Source organism: Cupriavidus sp. 22TCCZM04-2 (genome assembly GCF_057798895.1).
The window spans coordinates 380329-404679 of record NZ_JBYOJS010000002.1; the positions used below are offsets into that span (position 1 = coordinate 380329).

Annotated in this window: 21 protein-coding genes; 5 read left to right on the plus strand and 16 right to left on the minus strand. The window is 64.7% G+C overall.

What is annotated here, in order from left to right:
• Positions 1–27: 27 nt before the first annotated feature.
• From AC3FKG_RS05125 to AC3FKG_RS05135, 3 genes are read right to left on the minus strand one after another with little or no spacing between them, the layout of a single operon-like run.
• A complete protein-coding gene (locus tag AC3FKG_RS05125) occupies positions 28–2271 on the minus strand; it encodes a polysaccharide biosynthesis tyrosine autokinase (RefSeq protein ID WP_488742577.1) in 2244 nt (747 codons plus the stop codon).
• Complete coding sequence (locus AC3FKG_RS05130; RefSeq protein ID WP_488742578.1) at positions 2268–2735, minus strand: low molecular weight protein-tyrosine-phosphatase; 468 nt, start codon at positions 2733–2735, stop codon at positions 2268–2270. Before AC3FKG_RS05130 ends, AC3FKG_RS05125 begins: the two co-directional genes overlap by 4 nt.
• Before the next feature lie 13 nt (positions 2736–2748).
• Positions 2749–3828: a polysaccharide biosynthesis/export family protein gene (locus AC3FKG_RS05135; protein ID WP_488742654.1), complete on the minus strand. Its 1080-nt coding sequence runs from the start codon at positions 3826–3828 to the stop codon at positions 2749–2751.
• 427 nt (positions 3829–4255) lie between these two features.
• Here AC3FKG_RS05135 and AC3FKG_RS05140 point away from each other — a divergent pair, with 427 nt between their 5' ends.
• Positions 4256–5404 (plus strand): glycosyltransferase family 4 protein, encoded by a 1149-nt coding sequence (locus tag AC3FKG_RS05140; RefSeq protein ID WP_488742579.1) that lies wholly within the window; start codon positions 4256–4258, stop codon positions 5402–5404.
• 153 nt (positions 5405–5557) lie between these two features.
• Here AC3FKG_RS05140 and AC3FKG_RS05145 read toward each other — a convergent pair whose 3' ends face one another.
• From AC3FKG_RS05145 to AC3FKG_RS05165, 5 genes are all read right to left on the minus strand, one after another.
• Positions 5558–6676: a glycosyltransferase family 4 protein gene (locus tag AC3FKG_RS05145; RefSeq protein WP_488742580.1), complete on the minus strand. Its 1119-nt coding sequence runs from the start codon at positions 6674–6676 to the stop codon at positions 5558–5560.
• Positions 6664–8694 carry an asparagine synthase (glutamine-hydrolyzing) gene (asnB, locus tag AC3FKG_RS05150; RefSeq protein WP_488742581.1) on the minus strand — a complete coding sequence of 677 codons (2031 nt, stop codon included), beginning with the start codon at positions 8692–8694 and terminating at the stop codon, positions 6664–6666. The genes AC3FKG_RS05145 and asnB overlap by 13 nt, the downstream gene beginning before the upstream one ends.
• Positions 8695–8724: 30 nt before the next feature.
• Positions 8725–9813, minus strand: coding sequence for an NAD-dependent epimerase/dehydratase family protein (locus AC3FKG_RS05155; protein ID WP_488742582.1), 1089 nt, complete (start codon positions 9811–9813; stop codon positions 8725–8727).
• Between the two features lie 25 nt (positions 9814–9838).
• Positions 9839–11116: a Vi polysaccharide biosynthesis UDP-N-acetylglucosamine C-6 dehydrogenase TviB gene (tviB, locus tag AC3FKG_RS05160; protein WP_488742583.1), complete on the minus strand. Its 1278-nt coding sequence runs from the start codon at positions 11114–11116 to the stop codon at positions 9839–9841.
• A 255-nt stretch (positions 11117–11371) separates the two neighbouring features.
• Positions 11372–13366, minus strand: a complete 1995-nt coding sequence (locus tag AC3FKG_RS05165) for a polysaccharide biosynthesis protein (protein ID WP_488742584.1) — start codon at positions 13364–13366, stop codon at positions 11372–11374.
• A gap of 478 nt (positions 13367–13844) precedes the next feature.
• On the opposite strand from AC3FKG_RS05165, the gene AC3FKG_RS05170 reads away from it, so the two are divergent.
• On the plus strand, positions 13845–15041 hold the full coding sequence (locus tag AC3FKG_RS05170) for a DegT/DnrJ/EryC1/StrS family aminotransferase (protein ID WP_488742585.1): 1197 nt from the start codon (positions 13845–13847) through the stop codon (positions 15039–15041).
• A gap of 204 nt (positions 15042–15245) precedes the next feature.
• Positions 15246–16334, plus strand: coding sequence for a GNAT family N-acetyltransferase (locus tag AC3FKG_RS05175; RefSeq protein ID WP_488742586.1), 1089 nt, complete (start codon positions 15246–15248; stop codon positions 16332–16334).
• 8 nt (positions 16335–16342) lie between these two features.
• On the opposite strand, the gene AC3FKG_RS05180 is transcribed toward AC3FKG_RS05175, so the two are convergent.
• The 6 genes from AC3FKG_RS05180 to AC3FKG_RS05205 form a co-directional block, all read right to left on the minus strand.
• Positions 16343–17272, minus strand: a complete 930-nt coding sequence (locus tag AC3FKG_RS05180) for a glycosyltransferase (protein WP_488742587.1) — start codon at positions 17270–17272, stop codon at positions 16343–16345.
• Positions 17273–17353: 81 nt separating this feature from the next.
• Positions 17354–18301, minus strand: a complete 948-nt coding sequence (locus tag AC3FKG_RS05185) for a response regulator transcription factor (protein WP_483712779.1) — start codon at positions 18299–18301, stop codon at positions 17354–17356.
• 718 nt (positions 18302–19019) lie between these two features.
• On the minus strand, positions 19020–19331 hold the full coding sequence (locus AC3FKG_RS05190) for a hypothetical protein (RefSeq protein WP_483712778.1): 312 nt from the start codon (positions 19329–19331) through the stop codon (positions 19020–19022).
• 43 nt (positions 19332–19374) lie between these two features.
• Positions 19375–19500, minus strand: a complete 126-nt coding sequence (locus AC3FKG_RS05195; protein WP_041680323.1) for a hypothetical protein — start codon at positions 19498–19500, stop codon at positions 19375–19377.
• A 447-nt stretch (positions 19501–19947) separates the two neighbouring features.
• Positions 19948–21168, minus strand: coding sequence for a cyanate transporter (locus tag AC3FKG_RS05200; RefSeq protein ID WP_488742588.1), 1221 nt, complete (start codon positions 21166–21168; stop codon positions 19948–19950).
• Between the two features lie 4 nt (positions 21169–21172).
• Positions 21173–21631 (minus strand): nucleoside deaminase, encoded by a 459-nt coding sequence (locus AC3FKG_RS05205; protein WP_488742589.1) that lies wholly within the window; start codon positions 21629–21631, stop codon positions 21173–21175.
• A gap of 160 nt (positions 21632–21791) precedes the next feature.
• Between AC3FKG_RS05205 and AC3FKG_RS05210 the strand changes: the two genes are divergently transcribed.
• Complete coding sequence (locus tag AC3FKG_RS05210) at positions 21792–22676, plus strand: LysR family transcriptional regulator (RefSeq protein ID WP_488742590.1); 885 nt, start codon at positions 21792–21794, stop codon at positions 22674–22676.
• Here AC3FKG_RS05210 and AC3FKG_RS05215 read toward each other — a convergent pair.
• Positions 22669–22833, minus strand: a complete 165-nt coding sequence (locus AC3FKG_RS05215) for a hypothetical protein (RefSeq protein WP_483712774.1) — start codon at positions 22831–22833, stop codon at positions 22669–22671. The two genes, AC3FKG_RS05210 and AC3FKG_RS05215, sit on opposite strands and share 8 nt — an antisense overlap.
• Positions 22834–23103: 270 nt before the next feature.
• On the opposite strand from AC3FKG_RS05215, the gene AC3FKG_RS05220 reads away from it, so the two are divergent.
• Positions 23104–23817 carry a phosphoribosyltransferase gene (locus tag AC3FKG_RS05220; protein WP_483712773.1) on the plus strand — a complete coding sequence of 238 codons (714 nt, stop codon included), beginning with the start codon at positions 23104–23106 and terminating at the stop codon, positions 23815–23817.
• 15 nt (positions 23818–23832) lie between these two features.
• On the opposite strand, the gene AC3FKG_RS05225 is transcribed toward AC3FKG_RS05220, so the two are convergent.
• Entirely contained in the window at positions 23833–24339 is a 507-nt protein-coding gene (locus AC3FKG_RS05225; protein ID WP_483712771.1) for a LeuD/DmdB family oxidoreductase small subunit, read from the minus strand.
• Between the last annotated feature and the right edge of the window lie 12 nt (positions 24340–24351).

Consider the following 24351-nt stretch of genomic DNA (forward strand, 5'->3'; position numbering starts at 1 on the left):
GCGAATTCCAGGCACAAGACGACCGTATCACGCGCGCTTCGAATTCACGTTGCCATATTCGCCAGAGTAACGATATTTGCCAAAGTAGTAGTGTGCCCGGTACCAGCGTCCTTCGACGTTCAGTCCGTTGAAGATTACGCCCCTGACCTCTCCGCCGGCCTGCTGGATCTCCCTTCGCGATGCGACCAGTTCGCTGATTGTGGTGCTTTCCGCACGGACGACCATGAACACCGCACCTGCCTTGCTGGCCAGGATACCGGCGTCGGAGGCCGCCAGTACGGGCGGCGTATCGATCAGGACCAGGTCATAGCGCGACTTGAGTTCGTCCAGCAAGGCGTCCATACCCGGACCCGACAGCAGGTCGGCAGCATGCGGTGGCTCGCTACCCGTAGGGATGAAGTCCAGTCCAGGTGCCACCTGGCGCCGTATCACGCGATCCAGCGGCGCACCCATCAGCAGTTCGGTCAGCCCGGGGCTGCGCTTGTCGTTGAAGCGGCGATGCAGTTCGCCGCGGCGCAGGTCTCCGTCAATGAGCACCACACGATGCCCGGCGGCCGCAATGGCGGCGAAGTTCGAGCAGACGAACGACTTGCCCACCCCGGGGGCCGGCCCGACAAAGACGACCACTTTGTTGTTCCTGCCAGTGATGGCGAACTGCAGTGCGGTCCGGAAGCTGCGCAGGCATTCCGTGATCGGGTCATCGGGGTGCTCGGTCGCCAGCAGTCCCACGGGATTGCTGCCGGCCGGATCGAGTTGCGACTGCTGTCCGCTGAACGGGATCGTCGAGTACACGATCATCCCGGTCTTCTCCTCGATTTCTTCCGCATCGGCCACGCCCCCGTTTAGCAGCTGGCGCACGACGACCAGCGAGAGTCCGGCCATCAGCCCGGCCAGGACCGCAAGCATGCCGATCATCTTGCGATTGGGCCGTACAGGCTTCACCGGAACCTCCGCGGGGTCGACCAGGCGAGCCGTCCCCACCTTGCTGGCCCGCATCAGCCGCAGCTGCTGAACATCGTTGAGCGTGGATTGCAGCATTTCCGAATTGACCTTGACGTCACGCATCAGGCGCAGCACTTTCTGTTCATCGTCCGGAAGCTTCTGGATACGCCCGGAAAGACTATTGAGTTCGCCGGTCAGGCCGGCTATCTGGCTGTCGATCAGGCCAATGGCAGGGTGGCCCGGCGTAAAACGCGATGCCAGGTCCTGCCGTCGTTGCCTGAGCTCCTGCAGTTTCGTGTGGATCTGCACCTGTTGCGCCAGCAGCAGCTTGGATTCTTCATTCAGGTCCACGGTCCCGCGCTGGTTGCGCATGGCGTTGTACCGGGTCTCCGCGGCCTCTACCTGTTGGCGGAGTTCCGGCAACTGCTGTTCCAGGAATGCCAGCGATTTCTCGGCTTCCGCTGCCTTGCGTCGCACGTTCTGATCCACGTAGGCGTCGCCAATTTCATTGAGTATCTGGGCGATCGTATCCGGGGATTCGCCTTCCAGCGAGACGCCGATGACCCCGCTTTGCTTTCCTCGTTCGGCAATGGTCAGCCGCACCTGCAATTGCGCAATCGCATCGCCGCGCGAAAGCCGCCGCAGCGTGAAGGCCGTACCCGCCTTGCTGTCCAGTTCGCTCACAAGAAGCGTCACGGGGCCCGCGGCAGTGGCAATCGACAGTGGCACGCCCACCATGCCCGTGGCGGTTGCGTTGTCGCTGGAAAATCCGACGCGGTACTGGCGGTCTCCCAGGGCGGTCAGCAAGATCTTGCGGCCTTCCATGTGTGCCGGCACGTCGAGTTGCCGGACGGTGATCGATTCATGCCCCCAGGCGAAGCCACCCCAGCCGAACAGGCCAGGCGTCGACAGTTCGCGATTGAAGCTGGCGATGACCTTGCCGATCAACGGGAAGTAGCGAGGCTTAGCCTCGATGTAAAGCTGCATGTTGTCGACCGCTTTGCCCACCACCATACGGGAACGCAACAGCTCGACTTCGGCACTGGCCGTGGGCTTCACGTCCAGCATCGGAAAAATCCCGGCATTGAGCTTGCCGTTATTGGCGTTGGTGTTGCTGTTGGGCTCTTCCACCTGAATCAGCACGTCGCTGCGGTAGATCGGGCGTGCAAGGACCGCGTAGAGGACGCCGATCCCGATGACGAGGGCCGCCGTAATCAGGAACGTCCAGCGATAGCGCACCAGGACGTCAAGATAGGCCGTCACGTCGATCGACTTGCCATCGATGTCCCGGCCGCCGGACGTGTCATCGTGCATATCGACCGTTCTCATGGCGAATCTCCATCAGTTTTAGCGGCGGCTGGCGCCGCCTCGAGTTGCGTGAGCCATGTTTCGATGCCGTGCTTCATCAAGTCAAGCACGATACCGAACATGCTGGCGGAACAGCCGTAAGGATCCGGTACGTCCGCGTACACAAACTCGCAGATTCGATATGTTTTGCCCTGGGCATGCGGGAAAAGATCCTCCAGCTGCCTGCGCTGTTCGCCGTCCATCACAAGAATCAGCTCGGCAGTCGCCACCATGGCCGCGTCGACCGCGCGCGCGCGGTGGGCGGCAAGGTCGCACCCCTCGCTCGCGAGAAGCCTGACGGCACGCGGATCTGCCTTGGCGCCGATCGGTGGGGCAAGACCCGCGGATGCAACTTCGCAGTCGGGCAGGGCACGCCTGAACAGGCATGCAGCCATGGGACTGCGACAGACATTGCCGGTGCAGATGATAAGGATTGACCGGATCATGGCATGGCACCGACTATTTGACGACGCTGGCGGTGCCGAGCACCGGTTGCGTGACGGGCAGCAGCAGGTTGATCACGCGGCTCCAGCGCACCAGGTCGCGCGCATCGACATAGACGACATCCTTGGGCTCAAGCTCGAAGCCCTCGGCGATGGCAAGCGCAACCGGTGAGTTGCCATCCAGGTGGTACACCTTCGGTTCGCCATCCGACATCTTGCGAATCACAAAGATCTGCTCCGCGTTGGCGGAGCCAGGGTTGACACCGCCGGCGTCCCCCAACGCCTCGTTCAGGGTCATGCGGCCATTTCGCATCAGCAGCGAGGTGGGACGCACCACTTCCCCCGTGACGAAGATCTTGTTGTCTTCCCGCTGCTCGACGCGAACAATATCGCCAGATTTGAGGAGAATCTGCGCGGGATCCACCCCCTTGGCCAGTAGTGCAGGGATGTTGACATACCAGCTTTGCTCCCCGCGGGTAACGCGCACGCGGCTGTTGTCACCGGTTTGGTTCAGTACGCCCCCGGCGCGATTGAGTGCCTCGACCAGCGTCATGGGCGCGTCGTCAATGGCCTGCATGCCCGGGACCTTGACTTCACCGTCTACGTACACACGCTGGCTGCGAAAGCCCAGTACCCGTACGGTCATCTGGGGATCCCTCACCACGCGCGAGAGGATGCGAGCCATGCGGTCCCTGACTTGACCTGCCGTCATGCCTGCCACATGCATCACGCCAGCGTAGGGAAACTGGATGTCACCTTGCGCGCTGACAACGTACCCCGGCACATTGGACCCACCGCTGGACTGCGGAACCTCGAACGCCGCGCCGATGCTGTACGTTTGCGTAGGAAAGACCAGTTCGGGGTGGTCCCACACCACCACCGAAAGAATGTCGCCGGCGCCGATCCGATAGGGCTCTGGCTTTGCGAACAATTGTTCCACGCGTTCGTTATCCACCCTTGGCTTGCTCTTCAGTTCGCGCACGAGGTCCAGCGTGATCGGCGTCACGTTCGGCACGGCGTCGGGCCCGATCGCCGAAACCTTCGCCTTCGAATCGAAGTACATGCCGGGTGACGCCGCGCATGCACCCAGCAACATCGCCGCGACGATCGCGGTCAAAATCGACGCGGTGGCATGGCAGCGCCCTTCCGGGCCCAGCCAACCTGATTCCTTTCCTTCAGGGATCGCTCTCATAGCAGTCTCCTTCCTGGGTACGGCCGGACATCGCGCCCGTGCATGCCCGCCTTTGCATCGTAGGAAGGCGTCGACCATGCTTCGGTGCGCTCTCGCACACTGCAGGACCGCGACCAAGCCTGTGGCAGGACGCTCGCGCGGTACCAGGGGCGTTGCGCCCAACAGCGTCCGGCCATCCGCTTTCGCCAGGGCGAAGGACCGATTCGTTCGGCAACCCACCCACCGGTATTGAAGGACGGCGGCCTCGAACGGTAATCTGCGGACAACGAAAGCCTCAGGTAGAACTGCAGGCCGAGCCATAGGACTCATGCCACGCATTCATGCTCAGTCAATGAAATACAGCACGCTTGCAGCCAATCTCGGCAATCAGGACCTCTCGGCTCATTTGGAACTGGAAGCCGGCACGGTACGCGTTCTGGTGCTGTCGAAGTACGGGCGGCTTGGTGCATCCTCGCGTCTGCGCGGCCTGCAGTTTCGCCCCTGGCTGGAGCAAGCCGGCTTGTCACTGACCGTGCAGCCACTGCTGTCCGATGCGTTGCTGGGCCAGCGCTACACCGGCGGCGGCTACGGGTTGGCGCCACTTCTCCATGCTTATGCGCGGCGCATTCTTGCGCTGGCCGGGCGGCGGAACTTCGATCTCGTCTGGATCGAGAAGGAAGCGCTCCCCTGGTTGCCAGCCTGGCTTGAGCGCGGACTGCTGAAGGGCGTGCCTTACATTCTCGATTACGACGACGCGCAGTTCCACGTCTACGATCTTCATCACTCCGCGCTGGTTCGATTCTGGTACGGTCGCCGCCTCGATGCATTGATGGCTGGAGCGCGGTTGGTCACGGCCGGAAACGCCTATCTCGCAGAGCGCGCAAGGCGCGCAGGAGCGAGCTGGGTCGAGACGGTTCCGACTGTCGTTGACCTGAACCGCTACGGCATCCAGCGTCGGTTGAGCGAGGATCCGGCTGCACCATTGCGGCTCGTCTGGATCGGATCTCCGTCTACGGTCGGGTATTTGTCTACGCTGAGGGCGGCGTTGGCTTCGCTGAGCCCTCGTCGCGAATTCGTGCTTCGCGTGATAGGGGGCAGCGTCACGATCCCGGGCGTGAACGTGGAATGCTTGCCGTGGACGGAAGATACAGAGGCGCAATGTATCGCGGATTGCGATGTCGGGCTCATGCCCCTGCTCGATTCTCCGTGGGAGCGGGGAAAGTGCGGTTACAAGCTGATTCAGTACATGGCATGCGGCCTTCCGGTGATTGCATCGCCGGTCGGCGTCAACAACGAGATCGTGCGCGATGGCTTCAATGGATTCCTTGCGCGGGACGAAGCGGAATGGATCTCCCGGCTGTCACAGTTGCTGGATGACGGGCACCTGCGGCGCACCATGGGGACAGCGGGACGCGGACTCGTCGAAAGCCTCTACTGCGTGCAGACGGTGATCCCGAGAATTGCGAACATGTTCTCGCAAGCCGCAACCTCGAGACTGTGAACGTTCCACGCCTCGCCGATATTCGAGCAGGAAACAGGGTGAAGCGGACCGCAGGGTTTCCGTTGCGCATTCAACGGCCGCGACGCCGTCATTCGGGATGACCCGCGTACAGACGGGCCCTGCCACACGGTCGCCTCGCGATGCCGGCGGCGCTCAGCCGAATCCCATCTCGCGCAGCATCACCGCGTTGATCTTGTGAACGTCGTACTTGTGCTCGGCGATCTGGCGCGAGCGCTGGCCCATGCGCTCGACCTGTTGCCAGTCCTCGATGAGGCGCATCATCGCGTGCTCCAGTTCGCCGGCGGACTTGACCGGCACCAGCAGCCCATTGTCGCCATCGACAACCGTCTCGCGGCAACCCGGTGCGTCGGTCGTGATAATGGGACGCCCCATCGCCATGGCTTCGAGCACGGCGCGCGGCGTCCCTTCGCCATAGGATGGCAGCACGAACACGTTGCAGTCGGCAATCGCGGGACGTACATCGGACAGGCGCCCAAGAAAATCGACGGTTCCGTCCGCCACCCACGCGTCCAGTTCATGCTGGGCGATCGCATCGGGGCTGGTATCGATCCAGCCAACCAGGCCGAAGCGAGCACCGGAGCGGCGTGCCCGGATGCGCCGGGCCGCTTCCGCATATTCCCGCACGCCCTTGTCGCCCAGCAGGCGCGCGACCAGCAGGAAGCGAGGACCATCGTCGGGCAAGGGGGTCACCTGGAAGCTGGCGATATCGACGCCGGACCCATTGACGATACAGGACCGCTTGTGTCGAGCCAGTATTCCCGAGCGCCGGAACAATGCCTCGTCGTCAGGATTCTGGAAGAACGTGATATGGGCTTGCCTGAGCGCCAGCGTGTACAGCCGCAGGACCACGGCGCGCAGGCTGTTCCTGCCCTCTTCATCGCGGAACGTGTAACCCAGCCCGGTAATCAGCGCGAAGCGGCGCGGCACGCGCGCAAGCCATCCGGCCAGGATGCCGTAGATCACGGGCTTGATCGTATAGCTCAGCATGCAGTCCGGCCGGATGCTGCGCATCAGCCGATAAAGCGCGAACAGCGTGCGAAAGTCGGCGAGCGGGTTCTTTCCGGTTCGGTCGAGGGGAAAATGGTGCACGACTACGCCGCGTGCCTCCAGCGCGACGCGCACCGGATCTCCTTCCAGCAAGCCGGGCGCCGCGACATGCATTTCCAGTCCGCTATCCTGCAATGCTTCCATCAGTGGCCCGCGAAACGCGATCAGCGACTCTGCGTAGCTCGCGATCATCAGAAAGCGCATGCCAGCCTCCTATCGGATGTCGGAATATCGGTGAGCGGCGAAGCGGTCCGCTCGACTGCCTCGTGCCCTAGCCAGGCCTGGAACATGAGCACGCACCAAAGCGGATGCTGCCAGTTGCGCCGCCCGGACAGATGCTCGTTCCAACGCTGGCGTATCGGATGCGGATTCAGGTAGCCCTCGCGCCGCAGGCGCTGCTCGCTCAGGAGATCCTCGGCCCAGTCGCGCAGCGGGCCGCGCAGCCATGCGTCGATCGGAACGCCGAATCCCATCTTCGGCCGCTCGATCAGCTCACGCGGCACATAGCGGTCAAGCACGCGCCTGAGTACCCATTTGGTCGTGTACCCGGCGTCCTCCTGCCGGATCTTGTAGGCCAGCGGCAGCCGCCAGGCAAACTCCACGACGCGGTGATCGAGGAACGGGATGCGCGTTTCAAGGCTTCGCGCCATGGCCGCGCGGTCGACCTTGGCGAGAATGTCGTCGGGCAGGTAGGTCAGCATGTCGGCCGCCATCATGCGTTCCACGTCGCCGAGCATCGCCAGTTCCCTTGCAGCAGGCGCAAGCAAGGTTGCCGGCTCCGTCCCGCCGATGACGATCGCATCCGGGCATTGCCACTGGGAGACCATGCCGCGATAGAGTTCATCCACGGAGCGCGCGGCCATGACGCCCGCGCCCTTGTGGACCTTCTCTCCCACATGGGACCAGCGCGATGCCATCGGCAGCAGCGTCGCGACGCGATTGATCTGACGCGGAGAGAGACGGGTCAGGCCCCATGCCGCCGCGGCACGCAACGGGCCGGGGATGCGGGAAAGCCGGCCCCACAGCTCTGCCGTGATCTGGTAGCGGTTATACCCGCCGAACAACTCGTCTCCCGCGTCGCCCGATAGGGACACCTTCACGTGCTGCCTGGCGAGTTCGCTGACCAGCAGCGTTGGAATCTGCGAGGAGTCGGAGAATGGCTCGTCATAGATTTCCGGCAATCGCGGAATCACTGCCATGGCATGCTCGGCCGAAACATACAGTTCGGTGTGGCTGGTGCCCAGGTGGCGGGCGACTGCCTTGGCGTGTGCGGCCTCGTTATAGCCGGCGTCGTGGAAGCCGATCGAGAACGTTCGGATCGGCTGCGTCGACTGGGACTGCATCAGTGCGACCACGGTCGACGAATCGATGCCCCCGGAAAGGAATGCGCCCAATGGCACGTCAGCCATCATCTGGCGCCCGACAGACTCTCGCAGCAGCGCATCGAGGCTGTCGACGGCTTCCTCGGGACTGCCCGTAAACGGGTCTTGCTTGCCTCGCAGTGCTGCGGCGCAGCCGGACCAGTAGGCGCGCACGAAGGGCTCGGGCGCCAGCATCGACACGGTCAGCAAGTGTGCAGGTGGAAGCTTGGCGATGCCCTGGTAGATCGAATGCCCGCCGCTGACATTGTTGTAGCGCATGTACAAGCTGAGGGCGTTGCGGTCGATGCTGCCATCGAATGCCGGGTGAGGGCGCAGTGCCTTGAGTTCGGATCCGAAGAGAAAGGTACGCGCCTGGCCCGAGCGCTGCCAGCCGTAGTAGAGCGGTTTCTCGCCCAGCCGGTCGCGCGCCAGCGTCAGCGAATGCGTCTGGCGGTCCCACACGGCAAAGGCAAACATGCCGACGGCGCGCCGGACGGTGGCATCGGCGCCCCACGCGTCGATGCCGGCAAGCAGTGTCTCCGTGTCGGAGTGCCCTCGCCATCGTGGGGCAGCCCCTGCGCTTTCGAGTTCGGCGCGTATTTCGGGATGGTTATAGATTTCGCCATTGAACGCAATGACGTAGCGGCCGCTCGCCGAAATCATCGGCTGTTGTCCGGCGGGGGACAGATCGACAATCGCGAGGCGCCGGTGCGCAAAGCCGAATAGGGCGGCAGGATCGCACCATAGGTCGCCATGGTCCGGCCCCCGGTGAAGGATCCGCTCTCCCATGCGGGTCAGCAAGATCGCACGATCCTCCAGGGAACTCGGGATACCGCCAAGAAATCCAGCAAATCCGCACATCGCGCTCGTCCGTTTTGTCTTCTGTGCCGCTCAGGCATCCTGCGTGCGGTGCAACCGCACATACCAGTGCATGGCCTCGGCCAGTCCATCACCGATGCGGTGGGTGGGCTGGTAGCCGAGCAACCGCTGTGCCTTGCCGATGTCCGCCTGGCTGTGGCGCACGTCGCCTGCGCGGAAGGCCCGGTAAGTGGGTTCCGTGTCCGCGGGAATGCCGTAGGGGCGGAGCCCGTCGCGCAGAAGCTGGAACAGCGTACTCAGCGTGGTGCGGTCGCCGACGGCGACGTTGTAGACCTGGCTTTCCGCGTCCCCGCCGCAGCTGAGCGCGGCGAGCAGGTTGGCCTGCACGGCGTTCGCCACGTAGCAGAAATCGCGGCTCGTTTCGCCGTCGCCATTGATGTAGACGGTCTCGCGCCGCAGCAACGCGGAAATCCACCGCGGAATCACGGCAGCGTAGGCGCCGTTCGGATCCTGGCGCGGACCAAACACATTGAAGTAGCGCAGTCCGATAGCACGCAAGCCGTAGCAGCGCCTGAACACGTCGGCGTACAACTCGTTCGCGTATTTCGTGACCGCGTAGGGGCTTAATGGCTTGCCGATACGGTCTTCGACCTTGGGCAGGCCAGGGTGGTCGCCGTAGGTGCTGCTGCTTGCGGCATAGACGAAGGCACGCACCCCGGCGTCACGCGCCGCGACCAGCATGTTAAGGAAGCCACTGATGTTGACGCTGTGGGTCGAGATGGGGTCTTCCAGGCTGCGCGGCACGGAACCCAGAGCAGCCTGGTGCAGCACAAAGTCGACCGGATAGCCGATCGCGCCGGGCGTTCCTTGACGCTCCCCCGAACGAAAGCCCATGGCGCTCCGGCAATGCCCGAGGTCCCGGATGTCGCCTTCGATGAACTGGAAGTTCTCCCACTGCGCGGAAGATACCAGCGCCTGTACTTCAAGCAGGTTGCGGCGGTGGCCGGTCGAAAAGTTGTCCAGTCCAACCACGCGCTGGTTCAGGCGCAGCAAGGCTTCCAGCAAGTTGCTGCCGATGAATCCGGCCACTCCCGTCACCAGCCACGTGCACGGATTGGCAACCAGGCCGGTCCTGAAATTCGCATACGTGGTGGATTCCATGCGAGCTCTTGTAGAAGGTGCGCTGCTAGAGGCGGGCGTCGACATCGTTGCGCGGCAGAATGCCCTTTACGTCGAACAGCACGGCGTGCGATTTGCCAAAGGCCCTGATCGCCCGCACCCCCATCGTGACAAACTGATGATGTGGCACCGCCAGTACGATGGCATCGTATTGATCATGGCGCGGAAGTTCGCGCAGGCAAGCCAGGCCATACTCGGCTTCGGCTTCTTCGACATCGATCCAGGGGTCGTAGACGTCGATCGCGGCGTTGTAGCCGCGCAGCGTGGTCACGATGTCGACCGCCTTCGTATTGCGCACGTCGGGGCAGTTTTCCTTGAAGGTGAGACCGAGCATGAGGATGCGGCTGCCCAGCACGGAGATGCCCCGGCGCAGCATCAGTTTCACCAGCTCGTCCGCGACATGGATAGCCATCCGGTCGTTGATACGCCGGCCTGCCAGGATGACCTGCGGGTGATAGCCCACTTCCTGCGCCTTATGGGTGAGATAGTAGGGATCTACGCCTATGCAATGCCCTCCCACCAGTCCCGGGCGGAAAGGCAGGAAATTCCATTTTGTGCCCGCTGCCTTCAACACCTCCAGCGTGTCGATGCCCAGCTTGTGGAAAAGCAGGCTGAGTTCGTTCATCAGCGCGATATTCACGTCGCGCTGGGTGTTCTCTATAACCTTTGCGGCCTCCGCCACGCGAATGCTGCTGGCCCGATGCGTCCCGGCCACAATGATCTTGCGGTAAAGCTCGTCGATGGCCTCGCTCACCTCGGGCGTGCTGCCACTGGTGACCTTGCGGATGTCCGGGAGCCTATGTTCCTTGTCCCCAGGATTGATCCGCTCCGGACTGTAGCCGCAATAGAAATCCACATTGAATTTCAAGCCACTGTGTTGTTCGAGCAGCGGTACGCAGACTTCTTCGGTAGCGCCGGGATAGACCGTCGATTCATAGATCACTACAGCGTCCTGCCCCATGACGCGGCCCACCGTCTCGCTGGCGCGAACCAGCGGCGTGAGGTCGGGTCGCTTCGCCCTGTCCACAGGGGTTGGCACCGTGACGATAAAGACCTGGCAGTCTTTCAGATCCGCAGGATCGCAGGAGTACTGCAGGCAGCGTGCGCTGCGCAGGTCGTCGTGGCTGACCTCAAGTGTCGAGTCCTGTCCGCCACGCAACTCGTCAATGCGTACAGCATTGATATCGAAGCCTACGACCGGGCGTTGTTTGCCGAACTCCACTGCAAGCGGCAGGCCGACATAGCCCAGGCCGATGATGGCAATCTTTGCGTTGCTGAGGTCCATGACCGAAATCTCCGTGGTGAGTGGGCCTGGCGGCATGGATGTGGACTTTTAAAGAATTATCGCGGGCAGGGGGCCCCCCGTGCGCAGGGCTTCGTGTCTTGGCGTACAAACGCAGGCGGTTTAGGACGATTGAGGGCGATCGGGCTCGCGCGGGTCCGGTGCGCGCGCTACAGGTCCGGCCGCTGCGCGCGGAACCGGGCGTTCCGGGTCGCGGGTGCGCACCCGCGGCCAGGCGGACTGATGCGCGTGACGTCGTCAGGAGCTTCCAGAGATTCCGGAGATCCCGGCTTGCGCGGGCTTCAGGTTGAGCACGGGCAATGGTGTCGATTGCCGGGCCTCGTCCGCAACCGCGCCACTGTCGCGCGGTGTGTCCAGCGAACTGTAGGGAGCGTATTCCGGAACCAGGCTTTGCACGGCCAGCTGGATGGCGAGTTCGTCACGGGATTCACAGGCAGCCAGCAGTTTCCCCAGCTTCTCGCGATACTCCGCTTCGTCCATGAATGGCTCGTGCGAACACATGATGCGTTCGTGCTCGCTTGGCGTAACGTCGCCCCCGATCAGCAACTCCTCGTAGAGCTTCTCGCCCGGGCGCAAGCCGACAAACTTGATTTCGATATCGCCCGCGGGATTCTTGCGCGTCTTCTCGACAAGTCCGGACATCTCGATCATGGTGCGGGCAAGGTCAGTGATCCTGACGGGCTTTCCCATGTCGAGGACAAAGACCTCTCCGCCCTTGGCCATGGCACCGGCCTGGATGACCAGCTGGGCCGCTTCGGGAATCAGCATGAAGAAGCGGATGACGTCGGGGTGCGTGATGGTCACGGGGCCGCCGCTGCGGATCTGTTTGCGGAACAATGGCACGACCGAGCCGGACGACCCCAGGACATTGCCGAAGCGAACCATCGAAAAGGTGGTGCCGGTATTCGGCCGTGCAGCAGCGGCCTGGAATGCCAGCTCGGCAATGCGCTTGCTGGCGCCCATGATGTTGGTTGGACGTACGGCCTTGTCCGTTGAGATCAGGACACACGTCTTTACGCCAAAATGATCGGCCATGTTGGCGATCGTTGCGGTCCCGAGGACGTTGTTGCGAATGCCCTCCGACATGTTCGACTCAACCATCGGAACGTGCTTGTAGGCCGCGGCGTGGTAGACCGAGTCGATGCGCTGGCCGCGCATGGCGGCCGCCACGGCCTCGGTGTCGCAGACCGAGCCGATGCGCGCGACGATCCGCAATTCGGGAAACGCGCGCCGCAGTTCCTGCTCTATGACGTAGAGTGCGAACTCGGAATGATCGAAGAGGATGAGCTTGCTGGGTTCCCTGCTGGCGATTTGCCGGCATAGTTCGCTGCCGATGGAGCCACCCGCGCCGGTCACCATCACGACTTTCCGGTGGGTGCACCTGGCAAACAGTTCTTCGCGCGGCGGCACGATGTCCCTTCCCAGGAGATCTTCGATCTTGATGTCGCGGACCGACTGCATGGTGATCTTGCGGTCGACGAGTTCCAGCAAGGTTGGCAGTGTCCGCACACTGACCGCGTACTTGTGCAACTTGTCTACGATCTGCTTGCGACGCTTGATGGAGAGCGAAGGCACCGCGAGCACGACTTCGTTGATGCCCAACTGGTTGATATGCTCCTTCATGTGGTCGCTGAAATACACAGGCAGATCAGAGAAGATTTTCCTGTCGAGCGTAAGGTCGTCGTCGAAGAAGCAGACGAGGCGGTGGCCGGAACTGGCGCGCATGGCGGCGGCCAGTTGCGCCCCCGCTTCACCGGCACCGAAGATGGCGACCCGCAGGACATTGCGGTCGCCAGTCTGTTTGCGCTGTTGGGCGCGTGTGATCACGGCCCGCGCCAGGAAGCGGGAGATGACGACGTATGAGAACGCGATGAACCAATAGATCAGGAGGCCGGTCCTGGGAAGGTGGCCGATCGCCACCAGGTAAGACAGCGCGTAAGTGAGGACGACCAGGCAGGCCAGGCTTGCCCCGGAAACCCACAGGACCCTGAGGTCAAAGTATCGAACCACCATTCGATACAGTCCGCTGAGCGAGAAGACAGGAATTGTGCAGGCCGCGATGATCAGCGAAGGTAAGAACCCATACTGCTGCAGGAGTTCGGTATTGCCGGCACGCAGGAAGAGTGCAAGGGAGAAGCACACGGGGAGGGCAATCAGGTCCGCGCAGATCATCAGCGCGATCTTTTGCCGGCGAGGAAGGGACGTTAGCCAGACGGGAGGGTAGATCCTCATTTTCGAGAGCTCTTTTTCTACCGGACCTTGAGCAGGGGCTCCAGTGGAACCGCCCGCTTTCAGGTTCCGACCTGCCCCAAAGTCCAGGCGCCGTCTTGCAGAGCGCGACAGCTGACTCTCGGTGGCGTCAAGGCGAGTACAGGAACGTTGCGGAAGCAGTCCGCCTGGATCTGCCTTCCCTAGCGACATTATTCATGCGTTGCCGGTCGCCGGAAGCGGCGCTGTGTTCGCTGCCGAACGCAGCGTGCCACCGATGAGGCGCAGAATCGGAATCGTTCGAAGGCATTGCAACGCGCTGGCGTCAGCCGGGTGGCTCTCATTCACTTGGCTAGTTTCATCGGGCCGTGCATCTCTGGTTAGATGAGAAGCGAAGAGCTGTGGCTACCGAAATCCCTGTCTCAGACTGGGAAGCCTCACTTGAGTAAAGGCGCCACAGCGTCGCAGACGCTCCCGTTGAGCGGAACGAGAGAGAGGATCTATGCTCGACACGCAATTTTCACCTTGGCCGAGTTTCACTCCGGAAGAAGCTGAAGCGGTTGGCCAGGTTCTCTTGTCCAATCGCGTCAATTACTGGACCGGATCGGAGTGTCGTCAGTTCGAATCCGAGTTTGGCGCGTGGGCGGGCGCCAGGTATGCAATTGCCCTGGCCAACGGCACGTTGGCGCTGGACCTAGCGCTCAAAGCCCTCGACATCGGGGCGGGCGACGAGGTGATCGTGACACCCCGAACCTTTATCGCGAGCATATCGTGCGTTGTCAACGCTGGCGCCACCCCTGTGTTTGTCGATGTGGACGAAGATAGCGGGAACATCTGCGCATCAACGATTGCGCCGGCATTGACCGCCCGTACCAAAGCCATCCTCTGCGTGCACCTGGCAGGCTTGTCCTGCGAGATGGACGAAATCATGGCACTGGCCCGGTCGCATGGGCTGAAGGTGATCGAGGATTGCGCACAAGCTCACGGCGCCCGGTACAAGGGTCGATCGGTCGGCACGATCGGTGACGTCGGCGCATGGTCCTTCTGCCAGGACAAGATCATGACCACGGGCGGGGAAGGCGGCATGGTCACGACCAATGACCGGGAACTGTGGTCGCGCATGTGGTCATTCAAGGATCATGGCAAGAGCTGGGAGGCGGTCTACGAGCGCGAGCACCCGGCGGGGTTTCGCTGGGTACACGACTCGTTCGGCACGAACTGGCGCATGATGGAAGTGCAGGCCGCGATCGGCCGCATCCAGCTGCGGCGGATGCCGCAATGGCACGCACAGCGAACGTCCAACGCCGCCATGCTCACGGAGGCCCTGGGCGCTTGTGCCGCATTGAGGCTCCCTGTGTATCCCGCCCATATGCAGCACGGCTGGTACAAGTTCTACGCCTTCGTGCGTCAAGAGGCATTGCGTGAAGGGTGGAACAGGGATCGGATGATTGCGGAGATCAATGGACAGGGCGTGCCGTGTTATGCCGGGAGCTGTTCCGAGGTCTATCTTGAAAAGGCGTTCGACGGCACCGGGTTGAGGCCTCGGCACAGACTGCCGGTTGCCCGGGAGCTCGGCGAGGCCAGCCTGATGTTCCTGGTGCACCCCACTCTGACGGACGCGCAGATGCAGAAAACCGCCGAAGTCGCCGTGCGGGTAGCCTCGCGCGCAGTGTCCTGCGAGGCGTCGGTGGACGGATGAGGTGACAGGCGCTGCGTTGCAGCGAATCCGTGATGCTTCGCTGCAATGCTGGCGTGGTGGCGGGGCGCGACGGCAACTGCGGATTGCCGTCCTGCACGAGGCCTCGGTTCGCACATTCATGTCTGTATTAAGAAGCAGGTGAAGCCATGGTCAGAGCCCGTTCACTTTGACAGCGCGCCCTGATACGTCTTCGAAGGGGGAGCGATGATTCGAGTCAAGTTCCTTGGGACCGCCTCTTCTGAATGGGCCGCTGCGCTGCAGCGATGTCCGCACGATTGCTACCAGCTCCCTGGCTGGATGCGGGCGGCTGAATTTGCCGATGGTGGCAAGGCACGCGCCATCTACGCGACCGACGGAGAGCGCGAATTGCTCGTACCCGTCATTCGAAGAAACGTCGATGCCGACTGCTGGGACGCGGTTTCGCCTTACGGGTATGGCGGCCCCGTCTACACGGATGACTGTTCCCGTGACTTCATCGATGCAGCCTTGCGTGCGATCGTCAATCGCCTGCATGAGACGGGTTGCGTTTCCTGGTTCATTCGCTTGCATCCCTTGCTGAATGCTGACTGGGAGAGCTCGGTCGGCGCGCTCGTCGAGCAAGGCATGACGGTGTCCATCGACCTGAACAAGAGCGATGAAGAACACTGGCGGGAGATGCGCACCGATCATCGGCGAAATATCGCCAAGGCGCTCAAGGCCGGCGTGACGGCCCATGTCGACCGGGATTTTGATGCGCTGCCGACGTTTATCCGCCTCTACAATGAGACCATGCGTCGTTTGGGCGCTGCGCCAGGCTACTTTTTTGACGAACGCTTCTACTACGCGCTGGTTGAGGAGGCAGGCGCCAACCTGAGACTCTTTGTGGCGGAAGAGGCCGGGGAAATCATTGGCGCCGCCCTGTTTTCGGTGGTGTGGGATGCTGGAATCATCCAGTACTATCTCGTCGGGACCGACCCGCGATACCAGCACCGGTACCCCACCAAAGTCATGACGCACGCTGCACGCAATTGGGGGCGGGAACGCGGTCTCAAGCGCCTTCACCTGGGTGGCGGGGTCGGCGGTTCCTCCCTGGACTCGCTGTTCAGGTTCAAGCGGGGATTCTCTGCCGATACCCACGTTTTCAAGACGCAGCGAGTGGTTGTCCATCCGGAGCGATATGTGCGGCTATGCGGTGGCGATGCGTCAGTCCTGTCGGATCTGGAGGGATATTTCCCCGCGTATCGACGCGACACCGCAGACGCTGTGGATAGCGGCGTCGAAGAAGCCCTTGCTGCGAGCGGGGTTTGCTCGTGACAGGCCCTTCAGGCTGCAGTGCCTGGAAGCCGTGCCCGGTCGTCGAGTTCCGGGTAATCGTGGCCACATTCGCGCAGCAGTCTCCGGAATTGGCCAATCGTCCGCCAAGCGGTGGCTGTGCCTTGCAAGCCCTCTGCCCTGACACACCTCCCAAAAATGTCGCTCCATGCCAGCAGAACGAACGCCAACGCCGTGAAGGGTCGATGCTGGAGATGCTTGTAGCCCGAAAACATCGCATAAAGCCGCGAAGCATCGCTGAGCAGCGCTTCGTCGGCAGACGCCGCACCGATGAGACTCCGGTTCACCGCACTAGGCACCAATTCAATCCGATGCCCCCGCGCATGGACAGCATGATCGACCAGCTCCACCGTGTCATAGCCACACGAGAGCTGTTCATTGAAGCGCCCCGGCTCGAACAGCCGTCGCGGGAACACCGCGCAATGCAGCAGCACCGACCGCGGCCGTTCGCCACATCGGTATTCGGGCGACGGATAGCCGAGGAATGAAGCCTTGCACGGCCTGCAGCAGCGACCGTCCCGCATCTCCATGCCGGTCAGGATCAACGGCGCTACCGCTTCTCCGACCTGCGCGCGGTGGATATAGTCATCGGCGATCCGCTCCGCCATCTGCTGCAGGAAGGTCTCGCCCAGCAGCGTCGTGTCGTCGATGAACAGCACGTGCGAGCCGGTCGCGACGCGCACGAGCCGGTTGCGGTTTGCCGCAGGCGTGCGCCTTGGCCCTTCGAGATACGGGATCGCGGGATACTCCTCGCGCATCATCTGCCGCGTGTCGTAGTTGCTGCTGTCGTCAGACACCAGGATCTCGTGCGGCGGCATGGTCGATGCCAGGACCGAGCGCAAGGTCTGGCGCAGGCCGTCGGGATTGTCGCGCGTGCAGATGCACACGGAAAACGTGGGCAGGAAAGTGCTGGCAGGCATGGCTGACCCCTTCAATCCCCGGCTTGGCCCGGGGCAGCGCCGGCCCGCTTGTCTCGCGGGTCTCGGCGTCGGTGCTGGCGTTCAGAGCGTCGGGCTTGCGGCCTCGTAGACGGCCGCTTCGCTGTGGCGCGCGATCACGGGGCGCATGCTGCTGTCCCGCGTCACGCGCTCGTCGCCGCTCACCCATTCGAGCGTGGCGCCACGCTGCAAGGCGGCGTAGACCGCTTCGCCCTTGTTGCGCACCTTGAGGCGCTGGTAGAGCGTGCAGGCATGGCTCTTCACCGTGGCCACGGAGATGTTCAGCATGCGGCTGACGGTCTTGATCGGATAGCCGCGCGCCAGCAGCACCAGCACCTCGTACTGGCGCGGCGTGATCTTGAGCATCTCGGCTTCGTCGTAGCTCGGCTCGGCCTCGGCCAGCGGTTCTTCGACCGGGCGCGCGCTGCCCGACAACGGCAGGCCGGGCTTGAGTCCCGTGAGGTCGCGCACGGCAACGCTGCTGCGCATGCCGCTGCGCGGCGCGCTGGCGCACGTGGCCAGGGAAAGCTGTTCGGGCAACGCCGTGGCCGGCAGCGGTGTGGCGGACGCCAGCGATTGCGCGACCGGCAGGGCCGGGCGCGATGCCGATGGCAAGGTGCCGGTCTCGGCGCTGAACAGCAGGCCTTGCACCGCGGAAACCGCGAGCCGGATGGCGGCCTCGATGACCGCCAGCGATGCCGATTTGGGCAGGCATCCGCAGACACCGCGCGCGCTTTCGGCGTCGGGCATGTGCAGCGGCAACTGATCGGCGAGGATCAGGATGCGCTGGGGCGAAAGGAGTTCGCGAGCGACTTGCAGTTGCGCCCATCCGCTGCGGATGTCGGTGGGCATGCCGAAGACCAGCAGGTCTGCGTTGTGCGGGACATTGTCGTGTCGTCCGAGCTCGTCAGGCGCGAGCGCCGCAACGTGACCGGAATCCTGGATGTTCTCGAGCATCTGCAGCAGCCCGAGACGGAGCAAGGGATGCTCCTCGATCAGCAAGGCGTTCATTTGTTTCACTCCCCGTTACTCGGGAGGGAATGCGGGCGCTTTGCGTGTGGGGAGACATGACACGGCAGGCGGGCGCGCGCTGCGGTCCGCTCACTGCCTTGACCCCCGTGCTTCCATGTCCGGCCTGTTCCCTTTTCTGCTCTGAACTTGTCGGCGGCTGGAAGATGACCCGAACCCAAACCCGAAAATTACTCACTCCTAAATCGGCTTAAAACCATCTTATGGGGTGGTGGTATGGATTGCAAGCGGCGCTAATGGGCGGGGGGTGAAGTGGGAATGAAGCGGGCTTCATAATACCTGCCGAAAATCCCTCCAAAAGGTGGGGGCATGTTGTGGAGGCGCCATGCCGGCGCGCGCGCGCAACCGTATCAGATCTGAGACATCGCTTTGCCGGATGGTTACAGGCCTGCAACGGATTTGATTATTCGAAGGCCTCCCGTGCCTGATATATAACCCCTTCGGGTGGATAAAAGAAAATCAAGGAATATTTAGTGACGCAATTATGAAACGGCTCGAATTACCCGTGTTAACCCATAGCCGCGTCGTTTGGTGCCCATGCCTGCGCACGCGATCTAGTGCTTCTGGATGAGAGGGGACTGCCACCTCGGGATGAGGCCGGAGCAGCGTGCGTCGCAGCCGCTCCGTGGCCTTGCCACCAACCTGTCGTGCCGGGTCGGGGGGCCAGGCCGGCGCCGCACGGCGCGCCCTCGACGCATCCTCAACGCGACCAGTAGCCGGGGCGCATGACCCAGCCGTGCGGGCCTTGCACCCAGCGGTCCGGCACGTAGCGTTGGCCGGGTCGTTGCGCCTGCCAGTAGCCGCCGCGCCAGTCGTAGTGTCCGCCGCGGGACACCCAGTGGCCGGGCACCCAGGCCTGGCCGGGGCGTGCCGGAGGGCGGGCTTCGTAGCGCGGCGCGGGCGGCGGATGGCCATAGGCGCGGAAGCCGTCATGGGCTTGCGCGGGGCTGAGCAGGCCGAAGGTGCCTCCGGCGGCGAGGACGGCTGCGGCGAGAAGGATCTGGCGTTTCATTTTGGTTCTCCTGGTGTCGGGTGGTCGGACCGGGCGGCAGGGATCAGTAGCGGTCGTGGTAGTAGTGGTAGCGGGGCGGCGGGCCGCCGCGCGGCGGTACCACGATGCAGGCGGAAAGCAGGGCTGCGGTGGTGGACAGCAGCACGGCCAGGCAGAGGGCGCGTTTCATGTGGGGCTCCGGATCGTTCGCGTTGAACACGGCTTCAATGTAGCGACGCGGCCCCGCGCTGCGTGCTTGCACTTGTAAGTCTGTCTCACATGACGCATGCGTGGCGCGGCGGCCAGGGCTGCTCGGTGGTATCGCCTGCAAAGCCTTGTGGCACAAGGCTCCGGAGGAGGCCTGCAGGATCCGCCCGCGTGCTTGCGGGAACCGGGCAAGGGGTAATGTGGCGTTACATCGGAAATAAATCTTGCAAAGGATTCGGCGTGCGCGGCCTCGTGGCGTGGCCGGCGTGCTGTCGTGGCGGCAGTGCAGCCTTACGCAGAATCGGGTACGCCCGCGCGTTTGCGCTGCCATCCGGCACCGGGCCCGATCCGGCCGATGTCAGCGCGGTCATCGAGCGGGCGATGGCGCGCCGAGCGGAAAGCTGAGGCGCGCGATCGGATTTGGGGCCGGCTACGCCGGTTGGGGAGCGGCGCCGGCCATGGACCGGGCGTAGCGCGCCGGGTCCAGGCGCATGGTGAGTGCCGCCACGAACGCCACGCAGCCAAGGTGGTACCACCACCCGGTCACGAAATCGCCGGTGTGCGAATGCAGGGCCGCGGTGATCCACGGCGCCAGCGAGGCCAGCAGGAAGCCGCCGCCCTGCATCAGCGCGCTCAGCGCGCCCGCGCCGTCGGGGTCGGGCAGGTGGTCAAGGGCGACCACCAGGTACAGGGCGAAGCAACCGCCCAATCCCGCTCCGCCGATGGCAGCCCAGGCGTAGGGCGACCATTCGGGCCACAGCGCCAGGCCGGCAAACCCCACGGCCTGCATGGCCAGGGCCGCGGCCATCCACAAGCGGCGGTCCTGCCGGCTGGCGGCGAGCGTCGGCAGCAGTAGCGCGGCGGCGGCCTGGGCCACCGCCATCACGGCCACCAGGCTGCCGCTGCGCGCCACGCTCCAGCCATGCTGCTGGTAGAACGGCGCCAGCCACGCCACGAGCGAGGCATAGCCTCCGTTCATCGCGCCGAAGCAGGCCATCAGCATCCATGTGCGGCGGCGGCGCAGCAGCTGGCTGGGCGGCCGGTGCGCGGCACGGGCCGCGGATGCGGCTGCCCCTGGGGCCGGCAGGGCGCGCCAGGCCAGGACAAATGCCGCCGCGGTGGGCAGCGCCCACCAGGCCAGGCCTTGCTGCCAAGCGCCGGACAGATCCGAGATCAGCGGGGCCAGCTGCGCGCCCAGCGCGCCGCCGCCCATCAGCGCGGCCGAATACAAACCCATGACCGGGGCCACGCGCCGGGGGAATTCCTGCTTGATGATGCCCGGGAAGGCCGCCTGCGCCACGGCCACGCCAAGCCCGCACAGGGCCGCCGTGGCCACCAGGATCGCGCCATCGGTCGCCAGCGCGCGCAGCGCCGATCCCAGGCACAGCGTGGCCAGCGCGGCCAGCACCGCGCGGCGTGCGCCAAGCCGCTGGCGGATGGCCGGGGCGGCAAACGCCCCGGCACCCATCAGCAGCATGGGCAGCAGCGTCAGCCACGCCATGCCTTCGTAGTCCAGCCCGGTGCCGGCGCGAATGGTGGTGGCCAGAGGCCCGACGGCGGTCAGGAACGGCCGCAGGTTCAGGCCGATCGCCACGACCGTGGCGAGGATCAGCCAGCGCGGCGGTGCGCGGTGCGAGACGTCGAACGACATGTCTTCACGCGCGCGGCGCACGCGAGCCGTAAAGCTGCACGGCGGCGATGTCCACCGGCACCCGCTGCAACGGCAGCGGCGGCGGCACCAGGGGCAGGCGCAGCGCCTGGTAGGCGGCGTCGCTGGACAGGCCGTAGGGCGCGGCGTCGTTGTTGTCGAAGGCGTAGTAGACCGCCTGCACGCCGGCCATGGTCATCGCGGCCAGGCACATCGGACACGGATGGCCGCTGGCATAGACCACGCTGCCGCGCAGGTCTGGGCGGCCGAGCTTGCGGGCGGCGGCGCGCAGCGCTTCCATTTCGGCATGCGTGGTCGGGTCGTGGCTGTGGACGATGTCGTTGACGCCGGTCGCCACGACTTCGCCGTCGATCGCCAGCAGCGCGCCGAACGGGCGGCCGCCGCGGTTCCGGTTGATCAGCGCGAGGTCGACGGCCTCGCGCATGAGTTGTTCGTGGGTTGCCATAGCGTAGCGAAAGTAAGCGCACGCTGACCGCAGAGTTCCGTCAAGGCGGCCTGCGGGGAGGGCGCGAATGGAGGAGAGCCGCCAATCTACGCCGTGGCTTGGCAATTGGGAAATTAAATGATGAAATCCCCGGCAGTGGAAAATCCAATACCTGACTGCCGTGCATGACGCCCGCCTCGATCCCGCGCTGTTGCAGAGCTTTGTCGCCGTGGCCGAGAGCGGAAGCTTCACGCGCGCGGCGCAGCGCGTTCACCTGACCCAGTCGACCGTCAGCCAGCAGGTGCGCAGGCTGGAGGAGCAGCTGGGCTGCCAGCTGCTGGACCGGGGTGGCCGCTATGTCACGACCACGCCCGAAGGCGAGCGCCTGCTGGGCTACGCGCGACGCCTGCAGCAATTGATGGCCGAAGCCGTGGAGCAGGTGCGACAGACGTCAGGCCAGGGCGAGATCCGGCTGGGGGTGCCGGAGGATTTCGCGGCGCAGCCGCTGACGGCGATGCTGGCGGGGTTTGCGGATACCTGGCCGGGGATCCGGCTGGAGGTCACCAGCGGTCTCAGCCACGATCTCTGGCAGGGCTTCCAGGACGGCGAACTGGACCTGGCACTGGTCAAGCAGCGCGTGGGCCATGCCGCCGGCATGGCTTGCTGGCCGGAGCCGCTGGCGTGGATCGACAGCCGCACGCGACCAGCCGTGGCGCGCGACCCGGTGCCGCTGGTGGCATTCCCGAGCGGCGGCCTCTACCGGGGCGAGATGACGCACGCGCTCGACGCCAGCGGGCGGCGCTGGCGCATCGGCTTCGTCAGCGCCAGCCTGGCCAGCATCAGCGCTGCCGTGGCCGACGGGTTGGGCATCAGCCTGCTGCCGCGCCGGCTCGCAGCGGCGCCGCATCGGCTGCTCGACGATCAGCCGTGGCTAGGCGCCGTGCCGGCCATCGAACTGACGCTGCACGCCCAGCCGGAGCCCTCCGCCGCCGCGCGCGACATGATGGAGCGGCTGGTCGCGCTGTGCGACCAGGCCATGGGCGCGAGCGCGGCGCCGCTCAGCTGAAGAATTCGCGGAAGTACCCGGCGCAGGTGCCGGTCTGGCGGAAGGTGTAAGGCAGTTCGACCATGGCGGCGGCGTCGAGCGAACCGAACGGGATGTCCGGCTCGTTGTCCGGGCGGGCGATGTCTTGCTCCTTGCTGTCAGGGTGCGGCGAAGTCATGTCAGGCTCACTGGTGGCGATGAGTTTGGCGGGGTTGCCGCCTGACCCACATCCTAGCGGGCTTGCCCCCGGCGATCAGCCTGCCGCAGTGCAACACACTGTTTCCGTGTTGCGTCCAATGCGCGGCACGCATGGCAGCGGGGCGCGACGCCGGGGACAGACTATAGTGACTTAGGGGGTGCGGTCCTGCCCCATGTGTCGAATTTGCCGACCACGCCGACACGCCGTCACGCCTATACGCCGACAGCCGGCAACCTGCAGGAGCGCGCCATGCCATTGCCGCCGTGCTTTGCCGACCGACGTGAGGCCGGCCTGTACCTTGGGCGCCGCCTGGCCGAACTCGGTGTGGGCCAGCCGCGCGACGGCGTGCCCGCGCTGGTGCTGGCGCTGCCGCGCGGCGGCGTGCCGGTGGCGTTCGAGGCCGCGCGCGCCATCGGCGCGCGGCTGGACGTGCTGCTGGTGCGCAAGATCGGCGCGCCGGGCTATCCTGAACTCGCGCTCGGCGCCGTCGTGGAAGGCGATGCCGGACGGGATCCGCATACCGTCGTCAATGACGATCCGTGGGTGCGGCGCACGGTCGAAAGCGGGACCTTCGCTGCCGAACGGGGGCGACAGATCGACGAGATCGTGCGGCGGCAGCAGCGCTACCGTAACGGCGCGCCGCTGCCGCGCCTGGCGGGGCGCACGTTGATCGTGGTCGACGATGGCGTGGCGACCGGCGCGACCATGCGCGCCGCGCTCGAGGGCCTGCGCATGGCGGGCGCCGCGCAAGTGATCGCCGCCGTACCGGTAGGGGCCGCGGAAGGGCTGGCCAGCCTGGAAGCCGCCGCCGACCAGGTGATCTGCCTGAACACGCCGGCCAACTTCGGTTCGGTGGGCGCGTTCTACCTCGACTTCACCCAGACCAGCGACGAAGAAGCCCTGGCGCTGCTGAGAGAGGCAGCCAACTGGCCGCCGCAGGGCCCGGCGCAGGGCCCGACATAGGCGCCGGGCCGGTCGTCAGGCGCGCGCCAGCCTGGCCTGCAGATGCGGGATCAGCCCGCCCGCGCTCAGGATCTCGCGCAGGAATGCCGGTACCGGTTCGCAGGCGACGGTGGTGCCGTCGTCCAGCTGCAGCACCGCGTTCTCCAGGTCGACCCGGGCCGGCGCGCCATCCGCCAGCCGGCTGGTGTCCGGGCAGACCAGCACCGGCAGGCCGAGATTGATGGCATTGCGGTAGAACAGGCCGCCAAACGATGGCGCCACCACGGCTTGCACGCCCAGCTGGCGCAGCGCCTGCGGCGCCTGCTCGCGCGACGAGCCGATGCCGAAGTTGGCGCCCGCTACCACCACGTCACCGGCGCGTACCTGGCCGGGGAACTCCGCACGCAGGCTTTCGAGGCAATGCGAGGCGAGGACCTCCGGCGCGGCCTTCATCCATACCGCCGGGGCCATGGCGTCGGTATCGATGTCGTCGCCAAAGCGCCAGATGCGGCCGGCGCGCGCGGGGAGGGAAGGCTCGGTCATGCGGAAAACGGG

Coding starts and splice junctions, on each gene's coding strand:
- AC3FKG_RS05185 (WP_483712779.1), bottom strand. CDS start 18,301: ATGAACGCCTTGCTGATCGAGGAGCATCCCTTGCTCCGTCTCGGGCTG.
- AC3FKG_RS05145 (WP_488742580.1), bottom strand. CDS start 6,676: ATGCGCTTTCTGATGATCGCGAGCTACGCAGAGTCGCTGATCGCGTTT.
- AC3FKG_RS05170 (WP_488742585.1), top strand. CDS start 13,845: ATGCTCGACACGCAATTTTCACCTTGGCCGAGTTTCACTCCGGAAGAA.
- AC3FKG_RS05200 (WP_488742588.1), bottom strand. CDS start 21,168: ATGTCGTTCGACGTCTCGCACCGCGCACCGCCGCGCTGGCTGATCCTC.
- asnB (WP_488742581.1), bottom strand. CDS start 8,694: ATGTGCGGATTTGCTGGATTTCTTGGCGGTATCCCGAGTTCCCTGGAG.
- AC3FKG_RS05220 (WP_483712773.1), top strand. CDS start 23,104: ATGCCATTGCCGCCGTGCTTTGCCGACCGACGTGAGGCCGGCCTGTAC.
- AC3FKG_RS05175 (WP_488742586.1), top strand. CDS start 15,246: ATGATTCGAGTCAAGTTCCTTGGGACCGCCTCTTCTGAATGGGCCGCT.
- AC3FKG_RS05135 (WP_488742654.1), bottom strand. CDS start 3,828: ATGTTGCTGGGTGCATGCGCGGCGTCACCCGGCATGTACTTCGATTCG.
- AC3FKG_RS05180 (WP_488742587.1), bottom strand. CDS start 17,272: ATGCCTGCCAGCACTTTCCTGCCCACGTTTTCCGTGTGCATCTGCACG.
- AC3FKG_RS05215 (WP_483712774.1), bottom strand. CDS start 22,833: ATGACTTCGCCGCACCCTGACAGCAAGGAGCAAGACATCGCCCGCCCG.
- AC3FKG_RS05205 (WP_488742589.1), bottom strand. CDS start 21,631: ATGGCAACCCACGAACAACTCATGCGCGAGGCCGTCGACCTCGCGCTG.
- AC3FKG_RS05190 (WP_483712778.1), bottom strand. CDS start 19,331: ATGAAACGCCAGATCCTTCTCGCCGCAGCCGTCCTCGCCGCCGGAGGC.
- AC3FKG_RS05140 (WP_488742579.1), top strand. CDS start 4,256: ATGAAATACAGCACGCTTGCAGCCAATCTCGGCAATCAGGACCTCTCG.
- AC3FKG_RS05155 (WP_488742582.1), bottom strand. CDS start 9,813: ATGGAATCCACCACGTATGCGAATTTCAGGACCGGCCTGGTTGCCAAT.
- AC3FKG_RS05165 (WP_488742584.1), bottom strand. CDS start 13,366: ATGAGGATCTACCCTCCCGTCTGGCTAACGTCCCTTCCTCGCCGGCAA.
- AC3FKG_RS05225 (WP_483712771.1), bottom strand. CDS start 24,339: ATGACCGAGCCTTCCCTCCCCGCGCGCGCCGGCCGCATCTGGCGCTTT.
- AC3FKG_RS05125 (WP_488742577.1), bottom strand. CDS start 2,271: ATGAGAACGGTCGATATGCACGATGACACGTCCGGCGGCCGGGACATC.
- AC3FKG_RS05130 (WP_488742578.1), bottom strand. CDS start 2,735: ATGATCCGGTCAATCCTTATCATCTGCACCGGCAATGTCTGTCGCAGT.
- AC3FKG_RS05195 (WP_041680323.1), bottom strand. CDS start 19,500: ATGAAACGCGCCCTCTGCCTGGCCGTGCTGCTGTCCACCACCGCAGCC.
- tviB (WP_488742583.1), bottom strand. CDS start 11,116: ATGGACCTCAGCAACGCAAAGATTGCCATCATCGGCCTGGGCTATGTC.